Source organism: Plantibacter lichenum (genome assembly GCF_050587525.1).
Classification (GTDB): domain Bacteria; phylum Actinomycetota; class Actinomycetes; order Actinomycetales; family Microbacteriaceae; genus Plantibacter.
Window position 1 is genome coordinate 1 of sequence record NZ_JBOBFT010000018.1, and the last position, 19,697, is coordinate 19,697.

The window sequence follows — 19,697 nt, forward strand, 5'->3', positions numbered from 1 at the left end:
AGGCCTCCGGGGTCGCGCACATGGGCGCGCACGCCCTGGGTGCCGCGGCCTACGCGGCGCAAGCGGCCGGGCTCGCAGCTCCGGAGCGCTCGACTGCGGTCGCCGACGAGATCGCCTGGCAGCTCGGGCGCGTGACGCCGGAGGTCCGGGTCGCGCTCGTGACGCTCCCACTCCTCGGTGAGGATGCCGCAGGCCCGCTCGGGGCCGGTCTCCTCGCTTCGGGGGTCCGCGGCTCGACTATTCGGGCGATCCAGGCCGCGCTTCGCGACGCCCGCTGAGCGGAACGTCAGAGCAACTCCTCCTCACCGAGCCGCACCCACGGGGTCGCACGGACCTGCGTCGTGACGACGACCTCGTCATCGGATAGGGTCCAGGCGGGCTCGCCGAGGTGGGAGCGGACGTCGTCCGTGAGCGTCGACCAGAAGTCCCGGTGGGCGGCGTGCCAATCGTCGAGCGTGCGGTGCTCGAGGGCCGCGAGCGGTTCGTCGACATCGCCGAGGAACCGCTGCGACACCCGGTCGTAGTGGAGCAGCGCGACGGGCTCGTCGTTCGAACCGAGCAGCACGCGCGTCTCGCCAGCGGTCGGCACGGTGTCGCGCATCGCTTCGATGGCGACGAGCAGGTTCGACGAACTGGTCTTCTCGCCGCGGAGGATGGCGCCGTTCATCGCATCGCGGATGGGACCGGCCGGGCCGAACATGACCGTCCTCTGCTCCGCCGGGTTCCGGGACGCGGCGGGCTGGATCGCTGTGGCGGGCTGGGCCGTCGCGCCGGATCGCAGCGATGCGGTCGCCTGCCGCACGATCTCGTCGACGAGCCGCATGGTCCGGACGTTCGACTCCGCGCTGTCGTCGTCTGCCGCGAACTCCTCGGTCGCGAACGCGCGGATCTCACCGACGAAGCCGCGCAGGACGAGGTCCTGGCCAGCGCCGGACATCGTGCTGACCGCTGGCTGGAGCCGCGTCGTCGTCTCGCTGAGCCGCTGCCAGTCGGGAGCGTCTGAGGCCTTCTGGATCGTGATCTCGCGGGTGTTCGACATCGCGAGGGTGCCGTGTTCGGCGGTGACCGCGACCTCGTCGATCTCGCTCGTCGAGCCGGCCGAGTTCGTCAGTCGAAGTGTCCCGACGGCCCCGGACGCGAGGCGCACCGTCGCGATGATGCTGAACGTCTCGGCCGTACCGGAGGCGACCACGTCGACCCGTTCGACCTCGCCGAAGAGGAAGCGGAGCAGGTCGATGTGGTGGATGGCGGCCAGGCGGATGAAGCTCGCACGGGTCGGAGCGAATGCGGAGGTCTCCGCGGCGAAGGCGATGTCGAACGAGAGCACGGCGCCGAGGTCGCCGCCGTCCAGGAGCTCGCGGAGGGCGATCGCGGCCGGCGCGAAACGCTTCATGAAGGCCGTCCGCAGCACGGCCCCGTTCGCTCGTGCGAGGTCCGCCAGGTCCTGCGCCTCCTGCGCGTCACCGCCGAGCGGCTTCTCCGCGAGCACATGGATGCCGGCGCCGAGGAGTCGGCGGACGATCGCGGGCTGGTCCGCGGGCTGGGCGCAGACGATCACGCGGTCGAGGGAGGGCGTGCCGACGAGCATGTCGTCGACCCCGCCGAAGCCGCGCCCGCTGCTGCCGATCCCGGCCAGAGCGGCTGCGGACCGCTCCGCGTCACGACTCGCGAGCGCGACGAGTTCGACCCCGGCGGCCCGTGCGGCAGGGAGCAGGTTGATCTGAGCGTGGAAGCCCGTTCCGACGAAGCCGAGGGCGGGTGCGGTCATGGTGTTCCTCCAGCGGGTCGTCGGGCTGTCGAAAGCATATATGAATGTTGGGTTCATGAGCGCATATGAAATCGAGATTCATCTGTGTACGATTCGAAGCATGACATCGAAGACACTCGCAGACCAGGGGAGCGCCCGCGTGGCCTGGATCCGCTCACGGATGACGATGCTCGCGGCGGTCCGCGACGAGATGCTGGATGCTCAGCCCTTCGCCGGGCACCGCATCGGCATGTCGCTCCACGTCGAGCCGAAGACCGCGGTCCTCGTCGAGACCCTCGCAGCGGGAGGCGCCGAGATCGTCGGCACGGGCAACTACGGCTCGACGCAGGACGACGTCGTCGCCTACCTCAACACGCTGCCGAACATCACGATCCACGGCAGCCGTGGGGACGACCTCGCGCAGCACGCCGCGAACGTCGCCCTGGTGCTCGACGCCCAGCCGGACATGCTGCTCGACAACGGCGCGGACCTGGCCGCCGGGCTCGTGGAGCGCGGCCTAGCGCACACCGTCATCGGCGGGACCGAGGAGACCACGAGCGGGGGCGACCGCCTCCGCGGAGAGCTCGCCGATGGCGTCACATTCCCGGTCATCGTGATCAACGACAGCCTGCTGAAGGCCATCGGCGAGAACAAGCACGCCGTCGGCCAGTCCGCGGTCGAGAGCTTCATGCGGATCACGAACGTGATGATCCCAGCCCGCCGCTTCGTCGTGTTCGGCTACGGCTGGTGCGGTCGAGGCATTGCTCAGTACCTCCGGTCCCTCGGCGGCAAGGTCGCCGTGGTCGACCCCAACGAGATCAAGGCGTTCGAGGCGACGCTCGACGGATTCCGGGTCGGTGACGCGCACGACTTCGCCGAATGGGGCGACGTCTTCATCACTGCGACCGGACGGCCGAACGTGCTCGGGTACGACATCGTCGAACGGATGGCGGACGGCGCGATCATCGGCAACATCGGCCACTTCCCCTGGGAGATCGACGTCCCAGCGATCCGTGCGCACCAGACCGGTGCGACGGAGGTCGTCGACGCCCTGGAGCGAATCGAGCTGCCGAGCGGCAGGCACGTCGTCCTCATCGCCGACGGGCGCATGTTCAACCTCGCCGGCACGGCGCCCAAGGGCAACTCGATCGAGTCGATGGACATCGGCTTCATGCTGCAGACCCTCTCGCTCGAACGCGTCGCGAGCGATGCGGCCACGCTGCGATCGGGCGCGCAGACGGTACCCGATGACATCGACCGGGTGATCGCACGCCGTATCATGGCGACGCTGCACGCATCGTCGTAACGAATGAGGCCTGAATGTCCGACTCTCCCGAGTACTCCGCTCCAGCGATCGACAAAGCGCTCGACATCATCGAGCTCCTCGCCGACGCCACGGCGCCGATGAGTCAGCTGGAGATCGCCACCGCCGTCGGGCGTTCTCCCGGTCAGCTCTTCCGGCCGCTCATGCGGCTCGAGAAGCGCGGGTACCTCTCGAGGGACAAGCAGTCCGGCTTCTACCAGCTGTCCATGCGGATGTTCGATCTCGCGCATCGGCAGGAGCCGCTCCGCTCGTTGCTGACCGTCGCCTCCCCGGTCATGCGCGAGCTGGCCGTCGACCTGCAGCAGTCCTGCAACCTCGGCACGCTCGACGACGATCGGGTGCGAGTGGTCGCGCAGGTGGAGAGCCCCGCCGACTTCGGCTGGCGCGTGCGGGTCGGCGCCTCGTTCGGCATCGCGGAGACGGCCACCGGGATGGTGCTCGCCGCCTTCTCCGAGCACCGCTACGACGGAGTGGACGACGAGCTCGCCGAGCGCATCCGGACGGAGGGCGCCCTCGTGCGGCCGGATTCCGTGCAGCCGGGCATCACGGACGTGGTGGTGCCGATCCTCCGCTCGCAGGGACGGGCGGCCATCGCAGCGCTCACCGTGCCGTACATCGCGACGAGCTACAGCCCGTCCGGCGTCGACCTCGTCCGGCAGCGGGCGGTCGATGCCGCGCAGGAGATCCAGGCGGCCCTCGGCGTCTGAGTCCGCCGAGGGCCGCTGGGGCCGAGGTGTTCGGGGTCGCGACCCTCGCCGGCTAGATCTGCGCGGCGCGTCGGCGTCTGAGCACCAGTGCGAGCCCGCCCGTCAGGACGATCGCTCCGCCGAGCAGGGCGGCTGGGCCGACCGCGGTGCCGGTGTCCGGCAACCGGGCTGCCGAGTTCGTGGTCGGCTGAGCCGTCACGATGCCGTCAGCGATGGTGACCCGACGCTGCAGGCCGTTGAGTCCGGTCACCGGATCCCACGTGCCGATGTTCGCGGTCTGCACGGCGAACAAGGGGTTCGCCGCGACCGAGTCGTGCGTCGCGGGGAGCGACAGTGCGGCGTCGTACTCGCCCGACGGCACATCGGCCAGCGACGCCGTGACCGTCACCGTCTCGCCGGCTGCCCAGTCGCGCGCATCGGCGTCGAAGGGCACACGGACGGTTCGGTCGGCGTTCGTCAGCACGAGGGAGGCGGGGCGGCTGTTGTACGGGGCGGCCCAGCCGTCGTTGCGAATGGTCAGCGACAGTGCGCCGTCGGCGATCGAGCTCTCCGTCATCACGAAGCGGTAGCCGAGGCGCTTGGCGGTCGTGTCGAGGTTCTCCTGACCCCACGACTGCAGGACGGCCTGCAGGTAGTCCCAGTTGAGGTAGCTGAAGTTGTACCGCTCCATCTCCGCCGACGCCGTCTCCCACTCGGAGCGGGGCGGGTTCACGTTGCAGGTCTCACCGCCGACCGGCACGAAGTCGCTCTCCGCGGCGAGATACTCCTGATCGAGCTCGATGGGGTCGGACAGGTAGGTGCCCCAGTCGTCGGGGGCGGCGAGGAAGCAGTCGTTGTGGTGGCCGATGCGCGAGATGGCGCTGCCGTCGTGCGCTTCCGCCCCGGTGATCGCTCCCGCTGAGCCCGTCGGTACGCCGAGGATGTTCTGCTTCATGTTCATCGTGCGCAACTGGATGGATCGATCGGCCGGCACCGCCCGCAGGAGCGCGTCGACGACCGCGCGACGCTTCGCCCAGTCGGCCTCGGTGACGACGCCCGGATTGGCCGGGTCCGCCACGAAGTGATCCGTGTAGTAGCCCTCGCCCCAGAGTCCGACGAACCCGGCCTGAACGACGGAGATGACGTCCGCGTTGTTCTGGAAGATCGGCGCGAGCTGTTCGATGTGGGCGAGCACGATGTCGAGGGGCGCATCGCCGTAGGGCGGTTCGTACGGCCACTCGCCGCCCGCGAGGTACGCGAAGCGGGGGATGATCGAGATGCCGGCTTCGCGTGCGGCATCGAAGTCGGCCTGGACGAGCGCGAGCCAGGCGGGATCGAGCGTCGGCTCCGCGACGAAGCGTTCCATGTAGAAGACGCGGACGAGCTCGGTGATGCCCTCGTCGCGGTACGAGGAGAGGGTGGCGACGTCGAGCGGCGTGTAGCCCGGGCCGCCCTCGGTCCCGTCGGGGAAGAAGTGCGTGTTGTTCGTGTGGTCGAAGCCGCGTTCCGGGTTGGCGATGATCGCGTCGCTCGCTTCGTAGGCCACCACGGCCGGCTCGGGCGCCGCGCTCGCCTGCGGGGGCGCGGCCACGGCGGGCAGTGCCCCGCCTGCAGCGATGATCACCGCCCCGGCAACCAGTGCGCTGATGACCAGACCACGTCGTCGTTCCATCCGAACCTCTCCACTCCTTCAGGGGTTTCGCGCCCCTGTGGGGCGGAAACGCAAGCTGTTCGGATGAGTATGGCGAGCGGCGCCCGCGACGGTGGCGATTCGTGCAGTGCGGCTGCGCGAACCACGCAACGAGGGTGAGCGATCGGGTGTGGTGCAACGCCCGCGGTGCGAGCGATGTGGGTTCCGATCGGATGCCGACCTCATCGGCCACCACGTTCGCGGCGACCGATGAGGTCATCTCTCAGACGGTGGGTGACGACGTCTGGCTCGAGGATTCCGAGTCCTCTGCGGTCGTGTCGTGCGTGGCGTCCCGGGCCACCGGCCTCCGGCTCGGGATGAGGAACGTCGCGACGACACCGATCAGGAGGAACCCGGCTGCTAGATACGAGCCGAGCGCGACCGCCTGCGTCATCGCCTCACGCGCGGCATCCGCGACGAAGGCGAGTCCCGGACTGTCCGCGATGGGGCCGATGGCTGCGCCTGCGCTGTCCGTGACGGCATCGCTGAACCCCTTCGCATCGGTCGCGGAGAGCCCGGCGTCCACGAGCTTGCCGTGCAGCGTGCTGCTCAGCGAGGAGAAGAACACCGTCGTCAGCGCGGCGATGCCGAGGGCGGAACCGAGCTGCCGGAACGTGCTCTGGATGCCGGAGCTCTGACCGCCCTCGTCCGACGGCACGTCGGCGAGGACGACGTTGGTCACCTGGGCCGTCGCGAATCCGACCCCGATGCCGTAGAAGAACAGCACCACGGAGATCAGCAACCAGTCGGCGTCGGTGACTGCGGCGACGAGGCCGAGACCGGCCAGACCGACGACCTCGAGGACGAGCCCGATCCGTACGAGTGCCAGCGCGCTGAGCGTTCCGGAGAGGGGGAAGCTCGCACCGCTCGCGACGAAGCTGCCGATAGCGATCGGGACCAGTGCCAGGCCGGCCTGCAGCGGCGAGTAGTCCAGGGTGAACTGCAGCCACAGCGGCAGGACGGCGATGATGCCGAACTCACCGAGCCCGATGATGAGCGTCGCGATGTTGCCGTTCCGGAACGAGGCGATGGAGAACAGCTTCGTGTTCATGAGCGGCTGGTGCCTGCTCGTGCCACGGCTCACGACGACCTGGCGCCAGACGAAGATCGCGAGCAGGATCACGGCGAGCAGGAGTGCGACGAATGCGGGGGAGAGTCCGGAGTCCCAACTCGTGCCGAACAGGTCGAACGGCTTCTCGCTCGTGACCCACCCGTACACGCGGCCCTCGACGAGCCCGAACGCGAGGAGCCCGAGGCCGGCGATGGAGAGCGCGGCGCTCACGAGGTCGACGCGGCCCTTCGAACGGGCCGGCTGGGTGAGGAACAGTGCTGCGATGATCAGGATGACGATCGTGAGCGGGATGTTGATCCCGAACGCCCACCGCCACGACGCGTGCTCGGACAGCCAGCCGCCGAGGACGGGGCCGAGAGCCGTCGCCGCGCCGATCGTGGAACCCCAGACCGCGAACGCCTTGCCGCGCGCGGGACCGGTGAACGTGTGGTTCAGCAGCGCGAGCGAGGTCGGGAGGATCGCTGCCGCGCCGACGCCCTGCAGGAAGCGGGCGAGGATCAGGATCTCACCGTTCGGGGCGAGGCCGGCGAGCAGGCTGGTCACGCCGAAGGCGACGACGCCCCACACGAACACCGTCTTCGATCCGCGCAGGTCGGCCACACGACCGACCACGAGCAGCAGGGCCGCGAACACGATGGCGTACGACTCCTGGATCCACTGCGCCTGGCTGGAGTCGATGCCCAGGTCATCGATCACGGACGGGGTGATCACGTTCACGATCGTCGTGTCGACGACGATCAGCGCCACGCCCAGCGCGACGGCTATCAGCCCGATCCAGCGCCGGGCTCCTTCGGAAACACGCATCATGCATTCCTAACTAGTTTGATTGTGGAATGACTTTAGCATGGAATAACTTCGTGGCGTGATAATGTGGCGCTCATGGACGAGCACACGGAGTCAGACGGCGCCGTCGCCTCCGTCGCTCGGCGGGACCGCGTCAACGAGGCCCTCCGTGGGTACGGTGCGACCTACTCGCAGCTCGCGCGCGAGTTCGCCGCTCGTGAAGGACTGCACTCGACCGATGCAACCGCGATGATCGAGATCCTCGCGGCGGAGGAGCGCGGAACGCCGCTGTCACCGGCCAAGTTGAGCGACCTCATCGGCCTGACCTTCGGAGCCACGTCGACCCTGCTCAACCGTCTCGAGGCGGCCGGGCACGTGACACGGAGTCGCGTCCACACCGACCGCCGCATCGTGACGCTGCACTCGACGGCCGGCATCCAGACGACCGCCGACGGCTTCTTCGATCCGCTCGGCGAGAAGATCGGCAGGGTCATGGCGGCGTATCCGCCCGAGTTCCTCGACGACTTCGCGGAATTGCTCGACACGCTCCGCGACACCATGGAGGCCTACGTCGCAGAGGCCGGTCGCGAGGACGAGCGCTGACCGAGCTCCTTCTGTGAGCCCGAGATCCGCGTCGCGTCCGTCAGAGCGTTTCGCCGGCGGAGGCGCTGGATGGTTCATTGACGACGGACGCCTGCTCCCGACGGCGTTCGCGACGCGGCGGCTTCCTGCGGGAGAGCGGGAATCGTTCGTCGAGGCGCGGCTCGAGATGGATCCGGCGGATCGCGACGAGGATCATGTACCCGCCGACCCAGTAGCCGAGGAACAGGACGATCCCGTAGCCGAAGGTGAAGCTGAGCAGTGTGGCGATCACGCCGATGCCGATGTACAGCCATCGCCAGGCGTCGGTGATCCGATCTCGTGCGGCCTGCTGCTCCGCCGTGCGGTTCAACAGGGAGTCGACGCGATCGCTGAGCGACGCGTCCTCGATGACCGAGAAGAGGTCGCGGACGGGGACTCGCAATGCATCGGCGACGAGTGAGAGGGTCTCCAGGCTCGCGTCGTGACCCGCTTCGAGCCGCTGCACGGTCCGGAGGCCGACCCCGCTCTCGTTCGCGAGTCGTTCCTGCGTCCAGCCCATGGTCTGTCGGATTTCGACGATTCGTGTTGTGTTCATGGATCTCATGCTCGCTCCACCCCTGACGTCAGCACCACGTCACGGCGCCGCCAATGGGCCGTCACGTACCCGCCACGGTACCGCCATCGGCTGTCGACCAACGAGTCTCGCCGTCCCGTGCAGTTCAGATCCTCGGGTTGACGTGCACTTTTGGACCGGGACCGGCAAGGACACCGCGGAGACCGGCGAGTCGACTCGGAACGTCCTCCAGGCCGATCACCTCGCTGACGATCGGGTCGGGGACGACGGCGCCTGACGCGAAACTGTCGATCGTGGCTGCGAGCCCGGGGGATGCCGACAGGACGCCGACCGCGGTGATGTCCTGCAGAGCGATCGTGCGCGTGTCGATCGGGCTCGGCGCGGCGGCCAGGCCGACGTACACGACCCGGCCCGTGGGCTTCGTGAGCTGCACGGCGAGCGCCGGCATGGACCGGTCGCTCGTCGCTTCGATAACGGCGTCGAACCGCTCCTCCCGTCCGGAGACGAGCTCGTCGATCATCCAGGTGTGCCGGACGCCGAGCGCGCGGGCCAGGTCGAGTGACTCCGGCCGTGCGCCGGCGACATGGACGTCCGCGCCCGCCGCGAGCGCGAACTGCGCAGCGAGCAGTCCGATCGTTCCGGAGCCGATCACGAGGAGTGTCGAGCCGGGACTGACGGCCGCCGCGCGGACAGAGCGCCACGAGTTCCCACCCGGCTCGACGAGTGCCGCGGCGGAGAGCGTCATGGAGTCCGGGATCCGGTGGGCGAAGCGCGTCGGGATGAGCACCTGCTCGGCGAGCGCGCCAGCCCATCCGTCCAGGACTCCCACCTCGCATCGACGGGGGCAGACGTGGTGGCGGCCTGACTCGCAGTACTCGCACCGACCGCATCCGAGCATGGTGTCGCCGATGACTCGGCGACCGATCCAGATCTCGTCCTCCGCCCGGCCGACCGCGGTGACGCGCCCCGTCCATTCGTGGCCCGGTCGGAGCGGGAAGCTGGTGCGACCCTGCTGGATGTAGGCCATCTCGCCGGAGAAGAGCTCCACATCGGTACCGCAGATCCCCACACGTTCGACATCGACGAGGAGTTGCCCGGCCGACGGCACAGGCCACGGGACCTCTTGCACTTCGGCATGCCGAGCGGAGGTGATGACGAGCGCGCGCATCACGGGGCCGTCTCACAGGAAGCCGACGACCGCATCGAAGCGGGGTCAGTGCGATTCACGGCTCACCTCGTCTCCGCTCGCGCCGACGAGGAAGTCGAGGTCGGCGCCCGTGTCGGCCTGCATCACATGATCGACGTAGAGCTTCGTCCAACCTCTCGTCGGCGATGCGTAGGCGCCGTCGCTCGCGCTGCTCTGAGCGCGTACCCGCAGCTCGCTCTCGGTGACGTCGAGGTCGAGCGTGCGTGCGGTGACGTCGAGTCGGATGGTATCGCCGGTGCGGACGAGAGCGAGCGGTCCTCCTGCCGCGGCTTCGGGAGCGACGTGCAGGATGACGGTGCCGTACGCCGTGCCGCTCATGCGCGCGTCGCTGATGCGGACCATGTCCCGAACCCCGGCCTCCAGCAGCTTCCGGGGCAACGGCATGTTGCCGACCTCCGGCATCCCGGGATAGCCGCGCGGTCCACAGCCGCGGAGCACGAGGACGGAGTCGGCCGTGACGTCGAGATCCGGGTCGTCGATTCGAGCGCGCATGTCCTCGACGCTGTCGAACACCAGGGCTGGGCCGACATGATGCAGCAGCGTGGGCGATGCCGCGGACGGCTTGATGATCGCGCCCCGCGGAGCCAGATTGCCACGCAGCACCGCGATGCCGGCGTCCGCCATGAGTGGTGCGTCGCGCGGACGGATCACGGTGTCGTCGAAGACCGCGTGCCCTGGGAGATGCTGCACGAGCGGAAACCCGGTGACGGTGATCGGCTCGGGATGCAGGAGGTCCTGGACCCGCGACAGCAGTGCGAGGACCCCGCCCGCGCGGTGGAGGTCGTCCATCAGGAAAGCGCCGGACGGCTGCAGGTTCGCGAGGAGCGGCACATCGGCGCCCGCCTCGTCGAAGTCGTCCAGTGTGAGGTTGATGCCGAGGCGGCCCGCTATCGCGAGCAGGTGGACGACGGCGTTCGTGGATCCGCCGAACGCGGCCACCGCGATGATCGCGTTCAGGAAGGACTTCTTCGTCATGATGTCGCTGGGGCGTCGGTCCTCTGCGACCATGTCGACGATGAGTCGACCCGTCTCATGCGAGAGGACCAGCAGTCCGGCGTCGGGCGCGGGCGTACCGGCGAAGCCGGGGATGCTCATTCCGAGCGCTTCTGCGACGATCGCCATCGTCGAGGCCGTTCCCATCGTGTTGCAGTGCCCCTTGCTCCGGATCATCGACTGCTCGGATCGGATGAACTCGGCGCTGCTGATCGTGCCGGCGCGCGCCTCCTCGCTCAGTCTCCAGACGTCGGTGCCGCAGCCGAGCGGTCGCCCCTGGAAGTGCCCGGTGAGCATGGGGCCTCCGGGGACGACGATGGCGGGGATGTCGACGGAAGCCGCGGCCATGAGGAGCGCCGGAATCGTCTTGTCGCAGCCTCCGAGCAGCACGAGACCGTCGACGGGGTTGGCGCGGAACATCTCCTCCATCGCCATGGCGGCCATGTTTCGCCACAGCATCGCCGTCGGTTTGACCTGAGTTTCGCCGAGCGAGACCACGGGGAGGTTGTACGGCACGCCGCCCGCTGCCCACACGCCGTGCTTGACGCTGTCCGCCACCTCGTCGAGGTGCATGTTGCACGGCGTCAGATCGGAGGCCGTGTTCGCGATGGCGATCTGCGGCTTCGAGGAGTCGACGGCGTCGTCCGGCACACCTCGTCGCATCCATGCACGGTGGATGTACGCGTTCCGCGATGTGCCCTCGTACCACTCGGCGCTGCGCAAACGCGTCATGACGCGGTCAGGCGTGCGGGCAGGGAAGTGACCGGTGGCCGAACCTCATCGGCCCATTCCGGGCGGATCGTGCAGCGTCGGTGCCGGTGGGCGAAGGACGCTGATCCGTCGTCGTCCGAGACCGTCAGTGAGGCTCCCGGCGGTTGCACCGGCATGGTCGTGAGTTCGGTGCAGTCGTCCCACAGTTGCTGCGCGCTCACATAGTCCTTCCTCCGCCCATCGCCGTAGTCGAAGGTGAGGAGTCGACGCGGAACGGGGACGACGAAATCGTCCGGCACCCGGTACCGCTCGAGGGCGTCCTCGTCCACGTCGATGCCGAGTCCCGGGCCGCCGGGTACTTCGATGTGGCCGCCAGAGATGGTCAACGGCTCGACGATGAGGTCGTCCGAGTAGGTGTTCATGACCGTCACGGCAGGAAGCCTCGCGGAGGGGAGCACCGCGTTGAGCGCAGCAGTGAACGCGGTGGTGATGCCGGTTCCGCAGACCTGGAGGAAGACGTCCTTGTGCAGGGCTGCGGCCGCATCGGCGCGATTGAGCATGCTGGTGACGCCGGGCGGACTGACAACGAATCCGTCCATCGAGTCGTCGCGCATCCAGACGGGGAACAGGGTGGGGTCGAAGTGTTCGACGAGCATCGTGGAGACCGTGTTGTGGAGGCGGAGGTGTCCTGCCGAGTCCGAACGGCGGATGGGGCTCTCGAAGAGGCCGATCTGGGGGCGGTGGGCGAGTTCCTGCAGGACGGGGATCGCGTGTGCGGCGTCGAGGAGCATCGAGTTCCAGTCGATGTCGACGCGGTACTCGGGCGGGGTGACCCGTTCGATCGCATCGAGTTGCTCGCGGACGTCGAACCAGGGGCGTGCTTTGATCTTCTGTGCGAGGTATCCCGCCTCGACGGCGCGTGATGCCTCCTCCGCCAGCAGCTCCGGGGGCATCTTCGTCGTCCACCAGGCCAGTGGTGTCCTGTCGCGGACCTGCGGTCTCCCGAACAACCGGTGGAGCGGGACGCCGAAGGACTTCGCTGCAGCGTCGTAGAGCGCCATCTGCAGTGTCAGCCCGAGGCGGTCGTCGGCGGCGTGGTCGATCGGGGCGCTCCCCAGCACGCTCTGCGATGCCGTCTCGGTCGTGCAGAACTCGGGATAACAGGCGAGCGCTTCGCCGAATCCGACGATGTCGGAGTCCTCGGTTCGGACGCGAACGATTTCGAGCAGTTCCCACTGAGCGTTGTTGAGACTGTTCCACTGTGCGACGGCCGGAGCGAAGGGGACGCGCACGCGGAAGCGTTCAACCTGGGTGACACGCGGGGCTGCGAGACGTCCATATGAACTTTGGTTCCTATCCATGACCTGATCATGTCAGGGTAACCCGGGGTGGTCAATCACGATCTCCCGCATCGCAGGAAAGTCTTGACAAGTGCGTCGCGCGCGGCCACGCTGGGCGCATCTTGAACGAACACGCATTCATATTTGTGAACCTACAGTGCTTTCTCACCTGATTGGAACGACGAACATGACAGGACTCGGACGACGCGCCTTCCTCGGGGCGAGCGGTCTGACCATCGCCACGGCCGCAGCCGGCCTCGGCAGCACTGCGGCGAACGCCGCCGCTTCGGCGGCCGGCTTCCGGAGCGCCGCACCCCATGCCGCCGCGGCAGGCGCGCGCGCAGTGCATCGCGCCCCCAGGAACTCCGGGCGACGCAAACTCATCGAAGCCGGCTGGGACATGCCCGGCGCGGTGTTCGTGCGAGACAACATAGCGGCGATGCAGGCCACGCAATTCGATGGGGTGGTCTTCAACCTCATGGAGAATCCCGGTACGAAGTACGTCCAGGCCTTCGACGTCTTCGGGCCGCAGCAGGTGCTCACGCTGGCGGACATGAAGCTCGACGTCCTTCAGGACATCGAGTGGGGCTCCTTCACCGACAATTTCATCTACGCGTACGCCTATGCGCAGGCGGCGGGCGGCGTCGACTGGTTCGACGACGCGATCTGGAACAACACAGCGGCGAAGATCGCGTTGCTGGGGCAGGCCCTTGCGGCATCCGGGGCCAAGGGGATCGCTCTCGACCCGGAGGACTACGGAGCGCACACCTGGCTCTACTCCACCAGTCAGTTCCCGGGGAAGACCTTCCAGCAGGTCAAGGATCAGGTCCGCCTTCGCGGCGCGCAGTTCATGACGGCGCTGCAAACGGCAAAACCGGACGTGGTCGTGCTCTGCTACTTCCTCGGTGTGATGCTCCGGTACCAGTCCGAGAACTACGAGGGGCACGAGTACGATTCGCCCTACGCGACATTCCCCGCGTTCATCGCCGGGATGCTGTCGACGATCGGCGAGTCCGTGACGATCGTGGACGGGAGCGAGGACGACTACTACCTCGACGAGACGACGCAGTTCTTCCGAAGCCGTCAGTATCAGGAGGGCGGATGGTACCTCATGCCGACGGCGGAACAGGACGCGTTCGGTCGGATCGAGATGGGATCGACGGTCTACGTGGACAACGTCCTCGGCCATGCGAGGGCAGGGATCGCGAGCAAATATCCCTACTACTCGTCCCTCACCGCCACCGATGTGCAGCGATGGTACGAGCACAACGTCTACCACGCGATGTTGAAGAGCGACCGGTACGTGTGGGTGTACAGCGAAGCGATGACGTGGTGGAACCCGACTGCCCCCTACGCCGGCGCGTATGACGGCATGGTGAACGCGAAGGCGAAGTTTAACGCAGGCGACGGCCTCGGGTTCGACCTCTGCCGCTACTCGGGCTTCCTCGACATGTCGACGAAGCCGGTCGCCGTCCTGTCTCCTCAGCTCTCGTTGAGCGGGCCCGCGCACGGAAGCGTGGTGCAGGCCGGGGATGTCGTCGTCCTGACGGCGTCACTCGGCGCCGCCGACGACGTGCACGCGTACACGTTCTACGACAACGGCCGTGAGATCGAGACGTCCATGTACGCGCCGTACCGCGCAGCGGTGAGCGTGAGTGAGGGCGCGCACACCTTCGTGGCCCGCGCGTTCCGGGCCGACACGACGCACGTGACGTCGAATCTCCTGACGGTCATCGCGGGTTGACGACGGATGACGGGTGGCGCCTCGCCACCCGTCATCCGGTACGCGGTCGACCCCTCAGGTGCGGAGTTTCACGAGCGGCTGAGAGCGCTCGCGATGTTCGACGTGGTCGCTGCCTCGATGTGCGCGTCGGAGATGCCCGCAGCGCGCATTTTGGGGATGAAGTCCTCGATCAACCAGGCGTACCCGCGACCGCCGTAGGTGGCGAGCGCCGATCGTGTGGCGATGTCGGTGCCGAGGACGATTCGGTCGGCGTGGCCGTGCTTGATGAGCGTGCTGATATTGCGCAGACGCACATCGTCCGACGGGTACCCGTCGTTCTCGTAGCCGATGTTGTCGATGCTGAGGTACACGCCCCGGTCGGCGATGCGGAGGAGGTGAGCGGCGTCCTCCCGGTCACCGAGGTGGCTGACGACGATCCGATCCGGCTGGACGCCGGACTCTTCGAGGAGATCGATCTGCTCCAAGGCGAGTTCCCCGAAATGGGTGGTGTGGGTGAGGATGGCCGCGCCGGTCGCGAGACTCGCCTTCGCTGCTGCCCGGAAGACCCGTTCCTCTGCCGGGCTGATACTGCCGCGCTCCGTGCCGATCTCGCCGATGAACCCCGCGCGGACGTCAGTGCCGTCGAATCCCTCCGTCAGATGACGGATGAGGATGTTCCCGAGCTCGGAGGAGGTGCGCTCGAAGACCTCGCGGTGGTAGACCTTCTCCCGATACCAGCCGCAACCGAGCACGATGTTCACGCCCGTTCGTTCGGAGATGCGTCGAAGCGCCTCCGGACGCGGGCCCAAACCGGTGGTCGTGCAATCGACCAGGGTGCCGCCTCCCGCGGCTGCGAACAGGCCGACTTCGTCAGTCGCCACAAGCTCGTCGTCGAAGATGACGTCGTAGCTCATGATGAGGTCGAAGTAGTCCCACAGGATGTGCTCGTGACTGTGGGTGATGCCGAGTCGATCTGCGGGCACGGCGCCAGCGACGGTCGTGACGGATGAGGGAGCGTCGATGATGAATCCTCTCGTTGGGGCTTCCAGGTGCGGGCGGAACTCGTTACCAGCCGTGCGCGGGCAGGCGTCGCCGGTCGACGCTGATCACCTGGCCGGTTCGGAAGCTCGTCGCGATCGCGTCGGTCGTGTACACCGTGAGAGCGCCGAGCCGTCCGCTGCAGGCCGCCGGGACCACTCCGGTCCGAGCGAGATCGAGGAGGGCGGAGGTGGGCGCCCCCGGTCGGTTCGCCGCCTGTTCCGTCGTGAGCCGAATGGTCTCGCTCTTCGCCCCCTGCAGTCGAAGGGTTCCTTCCGCGAAGTCGATGAGCAGTTCACCGGCGGAGCCGATGAGCGCCACCTGCCAGCCGACGCCGGGGGAGGAGGACGAAGTGCTCGCGTAGGACAGTGACACGGATGCGCCGCCGGTGAGGGACCCGGCGATCGCGCCGTGGAGGTCGATGGGTTTTCCGGACGGGCTGGCGGTGGCCGCGACGCGGGCGATCGCGTCTCCCGTCAACCAGCTCAGCATGCCGAGGGCGTGGCTGAGCGTCGTGGTGATCGCCCCGCCGCCGGCGTTCGCCGGGTCGCGGTACGTGGAGGGCTCGCTCGTGACGCCCTTCCGCTGCCACTCCAGTTCGGCCGTGCCGGTCAGCAGCTCGCGGATGTTGGCGTGCAGTCGCATCTCGACGTGTTCGATCGCGCCGATCGCGCCGCTGTCGATGACTGCTTTCGCACGGGTGAACAGAGCTGAGAACGGCCAGCCGAAACCGACGAGGAGGCCTCGTCCGGTCTCCTCGGAGGTGCGGAGCATTGCCGTCGCATCCTTGGGCGCGACGGACATGGGCTTCTCGCTCAGGACGTGGGCCCCGGACCGCAGTGCGGCGACGACCTGCTCACGGTGGGCCGAAGGCGGACTGCTCACGATGATCGCGTCGAGATATGCGTCCGGGACGTCCTCCCACCTCGTCGTCGTCCGGGGGACGTCGAACAGGGCTCCGATGCGTTCCGCGGTCGTCTGTTCCCGACTGGAGACGATGGCGACGTCGACGTCGTGTCGGCGGAGCTCGGGGAGGTGCACGGCGGCGGACCAGGAGCCGGCACCGATGATGCCGACGCGCAGACGGGACACAAGACCTCCAGGACAGTCCAGCTCGTTCACATGACTGATCGCATGTTCAAGTATGAATCCTCCTGGGTCGCGGTCGACGCGTCAAGTGCTTCGACGGAACTCCTGCCCGAACGCTCGCGCGAGGTCTTCGCGCGAGCGCACGAGTGCGACGAGGCGGCCCGCCATGAGATCGAATCCGGCCTGATCGGGGTGGAGGTCGTCGTAGAGGCGGTCGGCGTCGTCCTGGCCGAGGAGTTCGGTTCCCTCTGCGAGGAACAGTCGCGGGTCCGACTGCTCGCGAGTCGCGACGACCGAGCGCACGATCCGTCGGGTGTCTTCGAGGGTCAGTTCGTCTTCACGCGGTGGTGTGCTCGTCGTCCCGTGGAGGCGCCCCGCCCCCCAGACGGTCGGACCGGGCGTCTCCTCGTGCATCGGGCACGCGATGGCTGTGAAGACGACGATGGGCGTGTGCGGATGGCCTTGCCGCACCGTGTCGAGGAAGCCGTGGATGGCCGGGCCGAATGTCCTCGCGGTCATGGCTGCGGCGTTCACGATGTTGATGCCGAGCTTCAGTGTGATCACGTCGGCCGGGATATCCGCTATCGACCTCGCCACGAACGGGTCGAGCATCGCGTTGCCCGACAGCGCGACCGAGATGAGGTCCGCGCCGAGTTCGGCCGCCGCTTGCATCGGCCAGGAGCTGAGGGGGTCGTCGGCTTCGACGCATTGGCTGATCGAGCTGCCGTAGTGGAGCCATCGCGGCCCCGATGGCGGGGCCGCCTGCGTGACCGGCGCGTCGCTCTCGAGCGATTCGAGATCGACTCGCGCGTTGTGCGGGAGCCAGAGCTCGACGGTTCTGGGGCCCGACGTCCCGATGTCCTGGAGGTCGAAGGTCTGCGGTCCTCCATCTCGGGGATGCAGGGTGCGGCTGCCGTCCGCCTCGTCGACGAGCACGTCCGGGGCGAGTGTGACGACCCGTGCGAGTTCCTGTCGAGACGGCCCGTCGCCCGTCGTCGCGAGCCAGATCGCCGCGCGAGTCGGTTCCGGCTGTTGCCACGAGGTGTTCTGCTCCACTCTGGAGTGAAGGGTCAGTCGCCGCGCCTCGGTGGTGAATCGGAGACGCACACCCATGGGGCAGAGGGCGACCATCTCCATCGTTCGATTCGAATAGTGCGCGCGGGTCCAGAGGGGCAACCGGATCGGGGTGATGGATTCGTCGTCACGGAACACGGCGGCGGCGCCGACGAGCAGTGGTTCACAGTCGGTGATGATCATGGGGCTCGTCCTCGAGGGTCGGAGATGAAAGCTTGCTGAACTCGCGTTCACATTAGTGGACAGAGGCACTTGGGTGAGGCATCTCGTGTAGAGTTTGTTCAGATATGTGACCGTCGTTCAGGAAACACCGGTAGCCCGTCGACGCTCATCTCATCCATCGTCCGCTCGCCGGACCTGTCACCGTTCCGGGGGATCCGTGTTCGACATCGAGGTGTTCCGCGTCGGCACGCTTCCCGCACCCAGATGGGAAGTGCTGTTCGCCGACAACAGCACGGACCTGGTGCCACTCGACTTCTCCGTGTGGCTGCTCCGCTCCGACGACTCGATCGGCATCGTCGACACGGGACTGCCACTCGGCCCGGACGATCTCGCCGGACTCGATCGTGCGAACCGTTCCGTGCATCCCGATGCGGTCTTCCGAGACCCGAAGACCCTCGTCGACGCCTACGAGGCATTCGGGGTCGTTCCGGACGACATCGACTTCGCTCTCATCACCCAGACGGTCACGTATGCGACCGGAGGACTGAGCGCCGAGATGCTCCCTCGGGCTCAGGTGTACGTCGCACGGCCGGGTGTGCTGGAGTTCCTCGACGGCGCGCCGGGCCATCCGGCGCCGGAGTTCTACTTCACCGCAGACGCATGGTCCTCCCTCCGGACGTTCGGAGTCGAAGGCCGCTTGCACCTCGTGGACGATCGGGCGGATGTCGTGCCAGGTGTGACGTTCGACGTCACCGGCGGACACCACCCGGGCTCGGCAGGCGTCGTCATCGAAACCGTGCACGGCACGGTCGCGATCTTGGAGACCGCGTTCACCATGGAGAACATCAGGCAGGGCCGACCCATCGGCATCGCCGAAGACATCGCCACCTGCCGGCGCGTCATCGAGCGGTATCGCGACGACTACGACGTCGTCATCCCGATCCACGAACCAGGACTGCATGGAACGATGCAGAATATAGTCGACGTGCTGAGGGGAGGGGACCGGTGACGGACCCCGACAGCATGCGCGTGCGAGTCAGTCACCCGTCCAGCTCCACTGGACGGGTCGAATTGGGAGGGCCACCGTGTCACTAACCGAGACCACGACCGAGAGCGCCGGCGCTTCCGCCGCTGCGACGAGCGGATCCATCAAATCGGCCGAACGGGTGATGGACCTCCTCGACCTCATCTCCCAGCACGAGGGCGGTCAGAGCTTCGGCACGATCCGTGATGCTCTCAACCTTCCCAAGAGCAGCCTCCACGGTCTGCTCCAGGTGATGACGAGCCGCGGGTACCTCGACCTCGATCCGGATCTGAAGGTCTACCGCATCGGTGTCCGCGCCTGGCAGGTGGGTCGCGGGTTCCTGCTGCCCGACCACCTCGCCTCGGCGGGCAAGACCTTCCTGCGCGAAGCGCGCGACCAGCTGAACGAGACGATCCAGATGGCCGTGCTCGACGGCATCGAGAACGTCTACATCGCCAAAGAGGACTCCGATCAACCACTCCGGCTGGTCTCCGAAGTTGGCAAGCGGCTGCCGGCATACACGACGGGGCTCGGGAAGGTGCTCCTCGCAGCACTGCCCGAAGACGAGGTCATCCGGCGGTTCACCGGAATCCGTCTCCAGAAGTACACCGAGCACACGATCGGAACGATGCCGGAGCTCCTGCAGGTACTGACGGACGCCCGCCGCCTCGGCTACTCCGAGGACAGCGGCGAGTACACCGAGGGGCTCTACTGCGTAGCCGTCCCCGTGTTCAACTCAACGGGGGGCGTCGTTGCGGCGATCAGCTGCTCGATCCCTTCACCGCGGGTCCTCGACAAGGACGCGCTCCGAGAGGAAGTGCTCTTGGCGCTCCGATCGGCGTCGGCCGGGCTCACCCGCTCGCTCTGAGCATCGGCGT

General features: G+C 67.6%; 17 protein-coding genes. 7 read left to right on the forward strand and 10 right to left on the reverse strand.

Going from position 1 to position 19,697, the window contains the following annotated elements; all coding sequences use genetic code 11:
- The coding region (locus tag ACQ3HB_RS19005) for a putative immunity protein (RefSeq protein ID WP_430922249.1) at nt 1–278 on the forward strand (278 nt) is incomplete at its 5' end.
- Nucleotides 279–286: 8 nt separating this feature from the next.
- On the opposite strand, the gene ACQ3HB_RS19010 is transcribed toward ACQ3HB_RS19005, so the two are convergent.
- Nucleotides 287–1,768 (reverse strand): Gfo/Idh/MocA family oxidoreductase, encoded by a 1,482-nt coding sequence (locus ACQ3HB_RS19010; protein ID WP_430922251.1) that lies wholly within the window; start codon nt 1,766–1,768, stop codon nt 287–289.
- Nucleotides 1,769–1,868: 100 nt separating this feature from the next.
- Here ACQ3HB_RS19010 and ACQ3HB_RS19015 point away from each other — a divergent pair, with 100 nt between their 5' ends.
- On the forward strand, nt 1,869–3,053 hold the full coding sequence (locus ACQ3HB_RS19015) for an adenosylhomocysteinase (protein ID WP_430922252.1): 1,185 nt from the start codon (nt 1,869–1,871) through the stop codon (nt 3,051–3,053).
- Nucleotides 3,054–3,067: 14 nt separating this feature from the next.
- Nucleotides 3,068–3,778 carry an IclR family transcriptional regulator gene (locus ACQ3HB_RS19020; protein ID WP_430922253.1) on the forward strand — a complete coding sequence of 237 codons (711 nt, stop codon included), beginning with the start codon at nt 3,068–3,070 and terminating at the stop codon, nt 3,776–3,778.
- Nucleotides 3,779–3,830: 52 nt separating this feature from the next.
- Here ACQ3HB_RS19020 and ACQ3HB_RS19025 read toward each other — a convergent pair whose 3' ends face one another.
- Both ACQ3HB_RS19025 and ACQ3HB_RS19030 read right to left on the reverse strand, forming a co-directional pair.
- The gene (locus ACQ3HB_RS19025) at nt 3,831–5,429 is read right to left on the reverse strand and encodes a DUF4832 domain-containing protein (protein WP_430922254.1); all 1,599 of its coding nucleotides are present in this window, start codon (nt 5,427–5,429) and stop codon (nt 3,831–3,833) included.
- A 241-nt stretch (nt 5,430–5,670) separates the two neighbouring features.
- Entirely contained in the window at nt 5,671–7,323 is a 1,653-nt protein-coding gene (locus ACQ3HB_RS19030) for an MFS transporter (RefSeq protein WP_430922256.1), read from the reverse strand.
- Nucleotides 7,324–7,398: 75 nt separating this feature from the next.
- On the opposite strand from ACQ3HB_RS19030, the gene ACQ3HB_RS19035 reads away from it, so the two are divergent.
- Nucleotides 7,399–7,905, forward strand: a complete 507-nt coding sequence (locus tag ACQ3HB_RS19035; protein WP_430922258.1) for a MarR family winged helix-turn-helix transcriptional regulator — start codon at nt 7,399–7,401, stop codon at nt 7,903–7,905.
- A gap of 40 nt (nt 7,906–7,945) precedes the next feature.
- On the opposite strand, the gene ACQ3HB_RS19040 is transcribed toward ACQ3HB_RS19035, so the two are convergent.
- The 4 genes from ACQ3HB_RS19040 to ACQ3HB_RS19055 form a co-directional block, all read right to left on the reverse strand.
- On the reverse strand, nt 7,946–8,479 hold the full coding sequence (locus ACQ3HB_RS19040; protein ID WP_430922260.1) for a helix-turn-helix domain-containing protein: 534 nt from the start codon (nt 8,477–8,479) through the stop codon (nt 7,946–7,948).
- Between the two features lie 124 nt (nt 8,480–8,603).
- Nucleotides 8,604–9,626, reverse strand: coding sequence for a zinc-dependent alcohol dehydrogenase (locus ACQ3HB_RS19045; protein ID WP_430922262.1), 1,023 nt, complete (start codon nt 9,624–9,626; stop codon nt 8,604–8,606).
- Between the two features lie 45 nt (nt 9,627–9,671).
- Nucleotides 9,672–11,390: an IlvD/Edd family dehydratase gene (locus ACQ3HB_RS19050; RefSeq protein ID WP_430922264.1), complete on the reverse strand. Its 1,719-nt coding sequence runs from the start codon at nt 11,388–11,390 to the stop codon at nt 9,672–9,674.
- Nucleotides 11,387–12,661 (reverse strand): mandelate racemase/muconate lactonizing enzyme family protein, encoded by a 1,275-nt coding sequence (locus ACQ3HB_RS19055; RefSeq protein ID WP_430922265.1) that lies wholly within the window; start codon nt 12,659–12,661, stop codon nt 11,387–11,389. Before ACQ3HB_RS19055 ends, ACQ3HB_RS19050 begins: the two co-directional genes overlap by 4 nt.
- Before the next feature lie 235 nt (nt 12,662–12,896).
- On the opposite strand from ACQ3HB_RS19055, the gene ACQ3HB_RS19060 reads away from it, so the two are divergent.
- The gene (locus ACQ3HB_RS19060; protein ID WP_430922267.1) at nt 12,897–14,453 is read left to right on the forward strand and encodes an Ig-like domain-containing protein; all 1,557 of its coding nucleotides are present in this window, start codon (nt 12,897–12,899) and stop codon (nt 14,451–14,453) included.
- A gap of 68 nt (nt 14,454–14,521) precedes the next feature.
- On the opposite strand, the gene ACQ3HB_RS19065 is transcribed toward ACQ3HB_RS19060, so the two are convergent.
- From ACQ3HB_RS19065 to ACQ3HB_RS19075, 3 genes are all read right to left on the reverse strand, one after another.
- Complete coding sequence (locus tag ACQ3HB_RS19065; RefSeq protein ID WP_430922269.1) at nt 14,522–15,415, reverse strand: phosphotriesterase family protein; 894 nt, start codon at nt 15,413–15,415, stop codon at nt 14,522–14,524.
- A gap of 82 nt (nt 15,416–15,497) precedes the next feature.
- Nucleotides 15,498–16,562 carry a Gfo/Idh/MocA family protein gene (locus tag ACQ3HB_RS19070; protein ID WP_430922271.1) on the reverse strand — a complete coding sequence of 355 codons (1,065 nt, stop codon included), beginning with the start codon at nt 16,560–16,562 and terminating at the stop codon, nt 15,498–15,500.
- Nucleotides 16,563–16,643: 81 nt separating this feature from the next.
- Nucleotides 16,644–17,816 carry a GDSL-type esterase/lipase family protein gene (locus ACQ3HB_RS19075; RefSeq protein ID WP_430922273.1) on the reverse strand — a complete coding sequence of 391 codons (1,173 nt, stop codon included), beginning with the start codon at nt 17,814–17,816 and terminating at the stop codon, nt 16,644–16,646.
- Between the two features lie 196 nt (nt 17,817–18,012).
- Between ACQ3HB_RS19075 and ACQ3HB_RS19080 the strand changes: the two genes are divergently transcribed.
- Entirely contained in the window at nt 18,013–18,804 is a 792-nt protein-coding gene (locus ACQ3HB_RS19080; RefSeq protein ID WP_430922275.1) for an MBL fold metallo-hydrolase, read from the forward strand.
- Between the two features lie 76 nt (nt 18,805–18,880).
- Nucleotides 18,881–19,687: an IclR family transcriptional regulator gene (locus ACQ3HB_RS19085; protein ID WP_430922276.1), complete on the forward strand. Its 807-nt coding sequence runs from the start codon at nt 18,881–18,883 to the stop codon at nt 19,685–19,687.
- Nucleotides 19,688–19,697 lie beyond the last annotated feature (10 nt).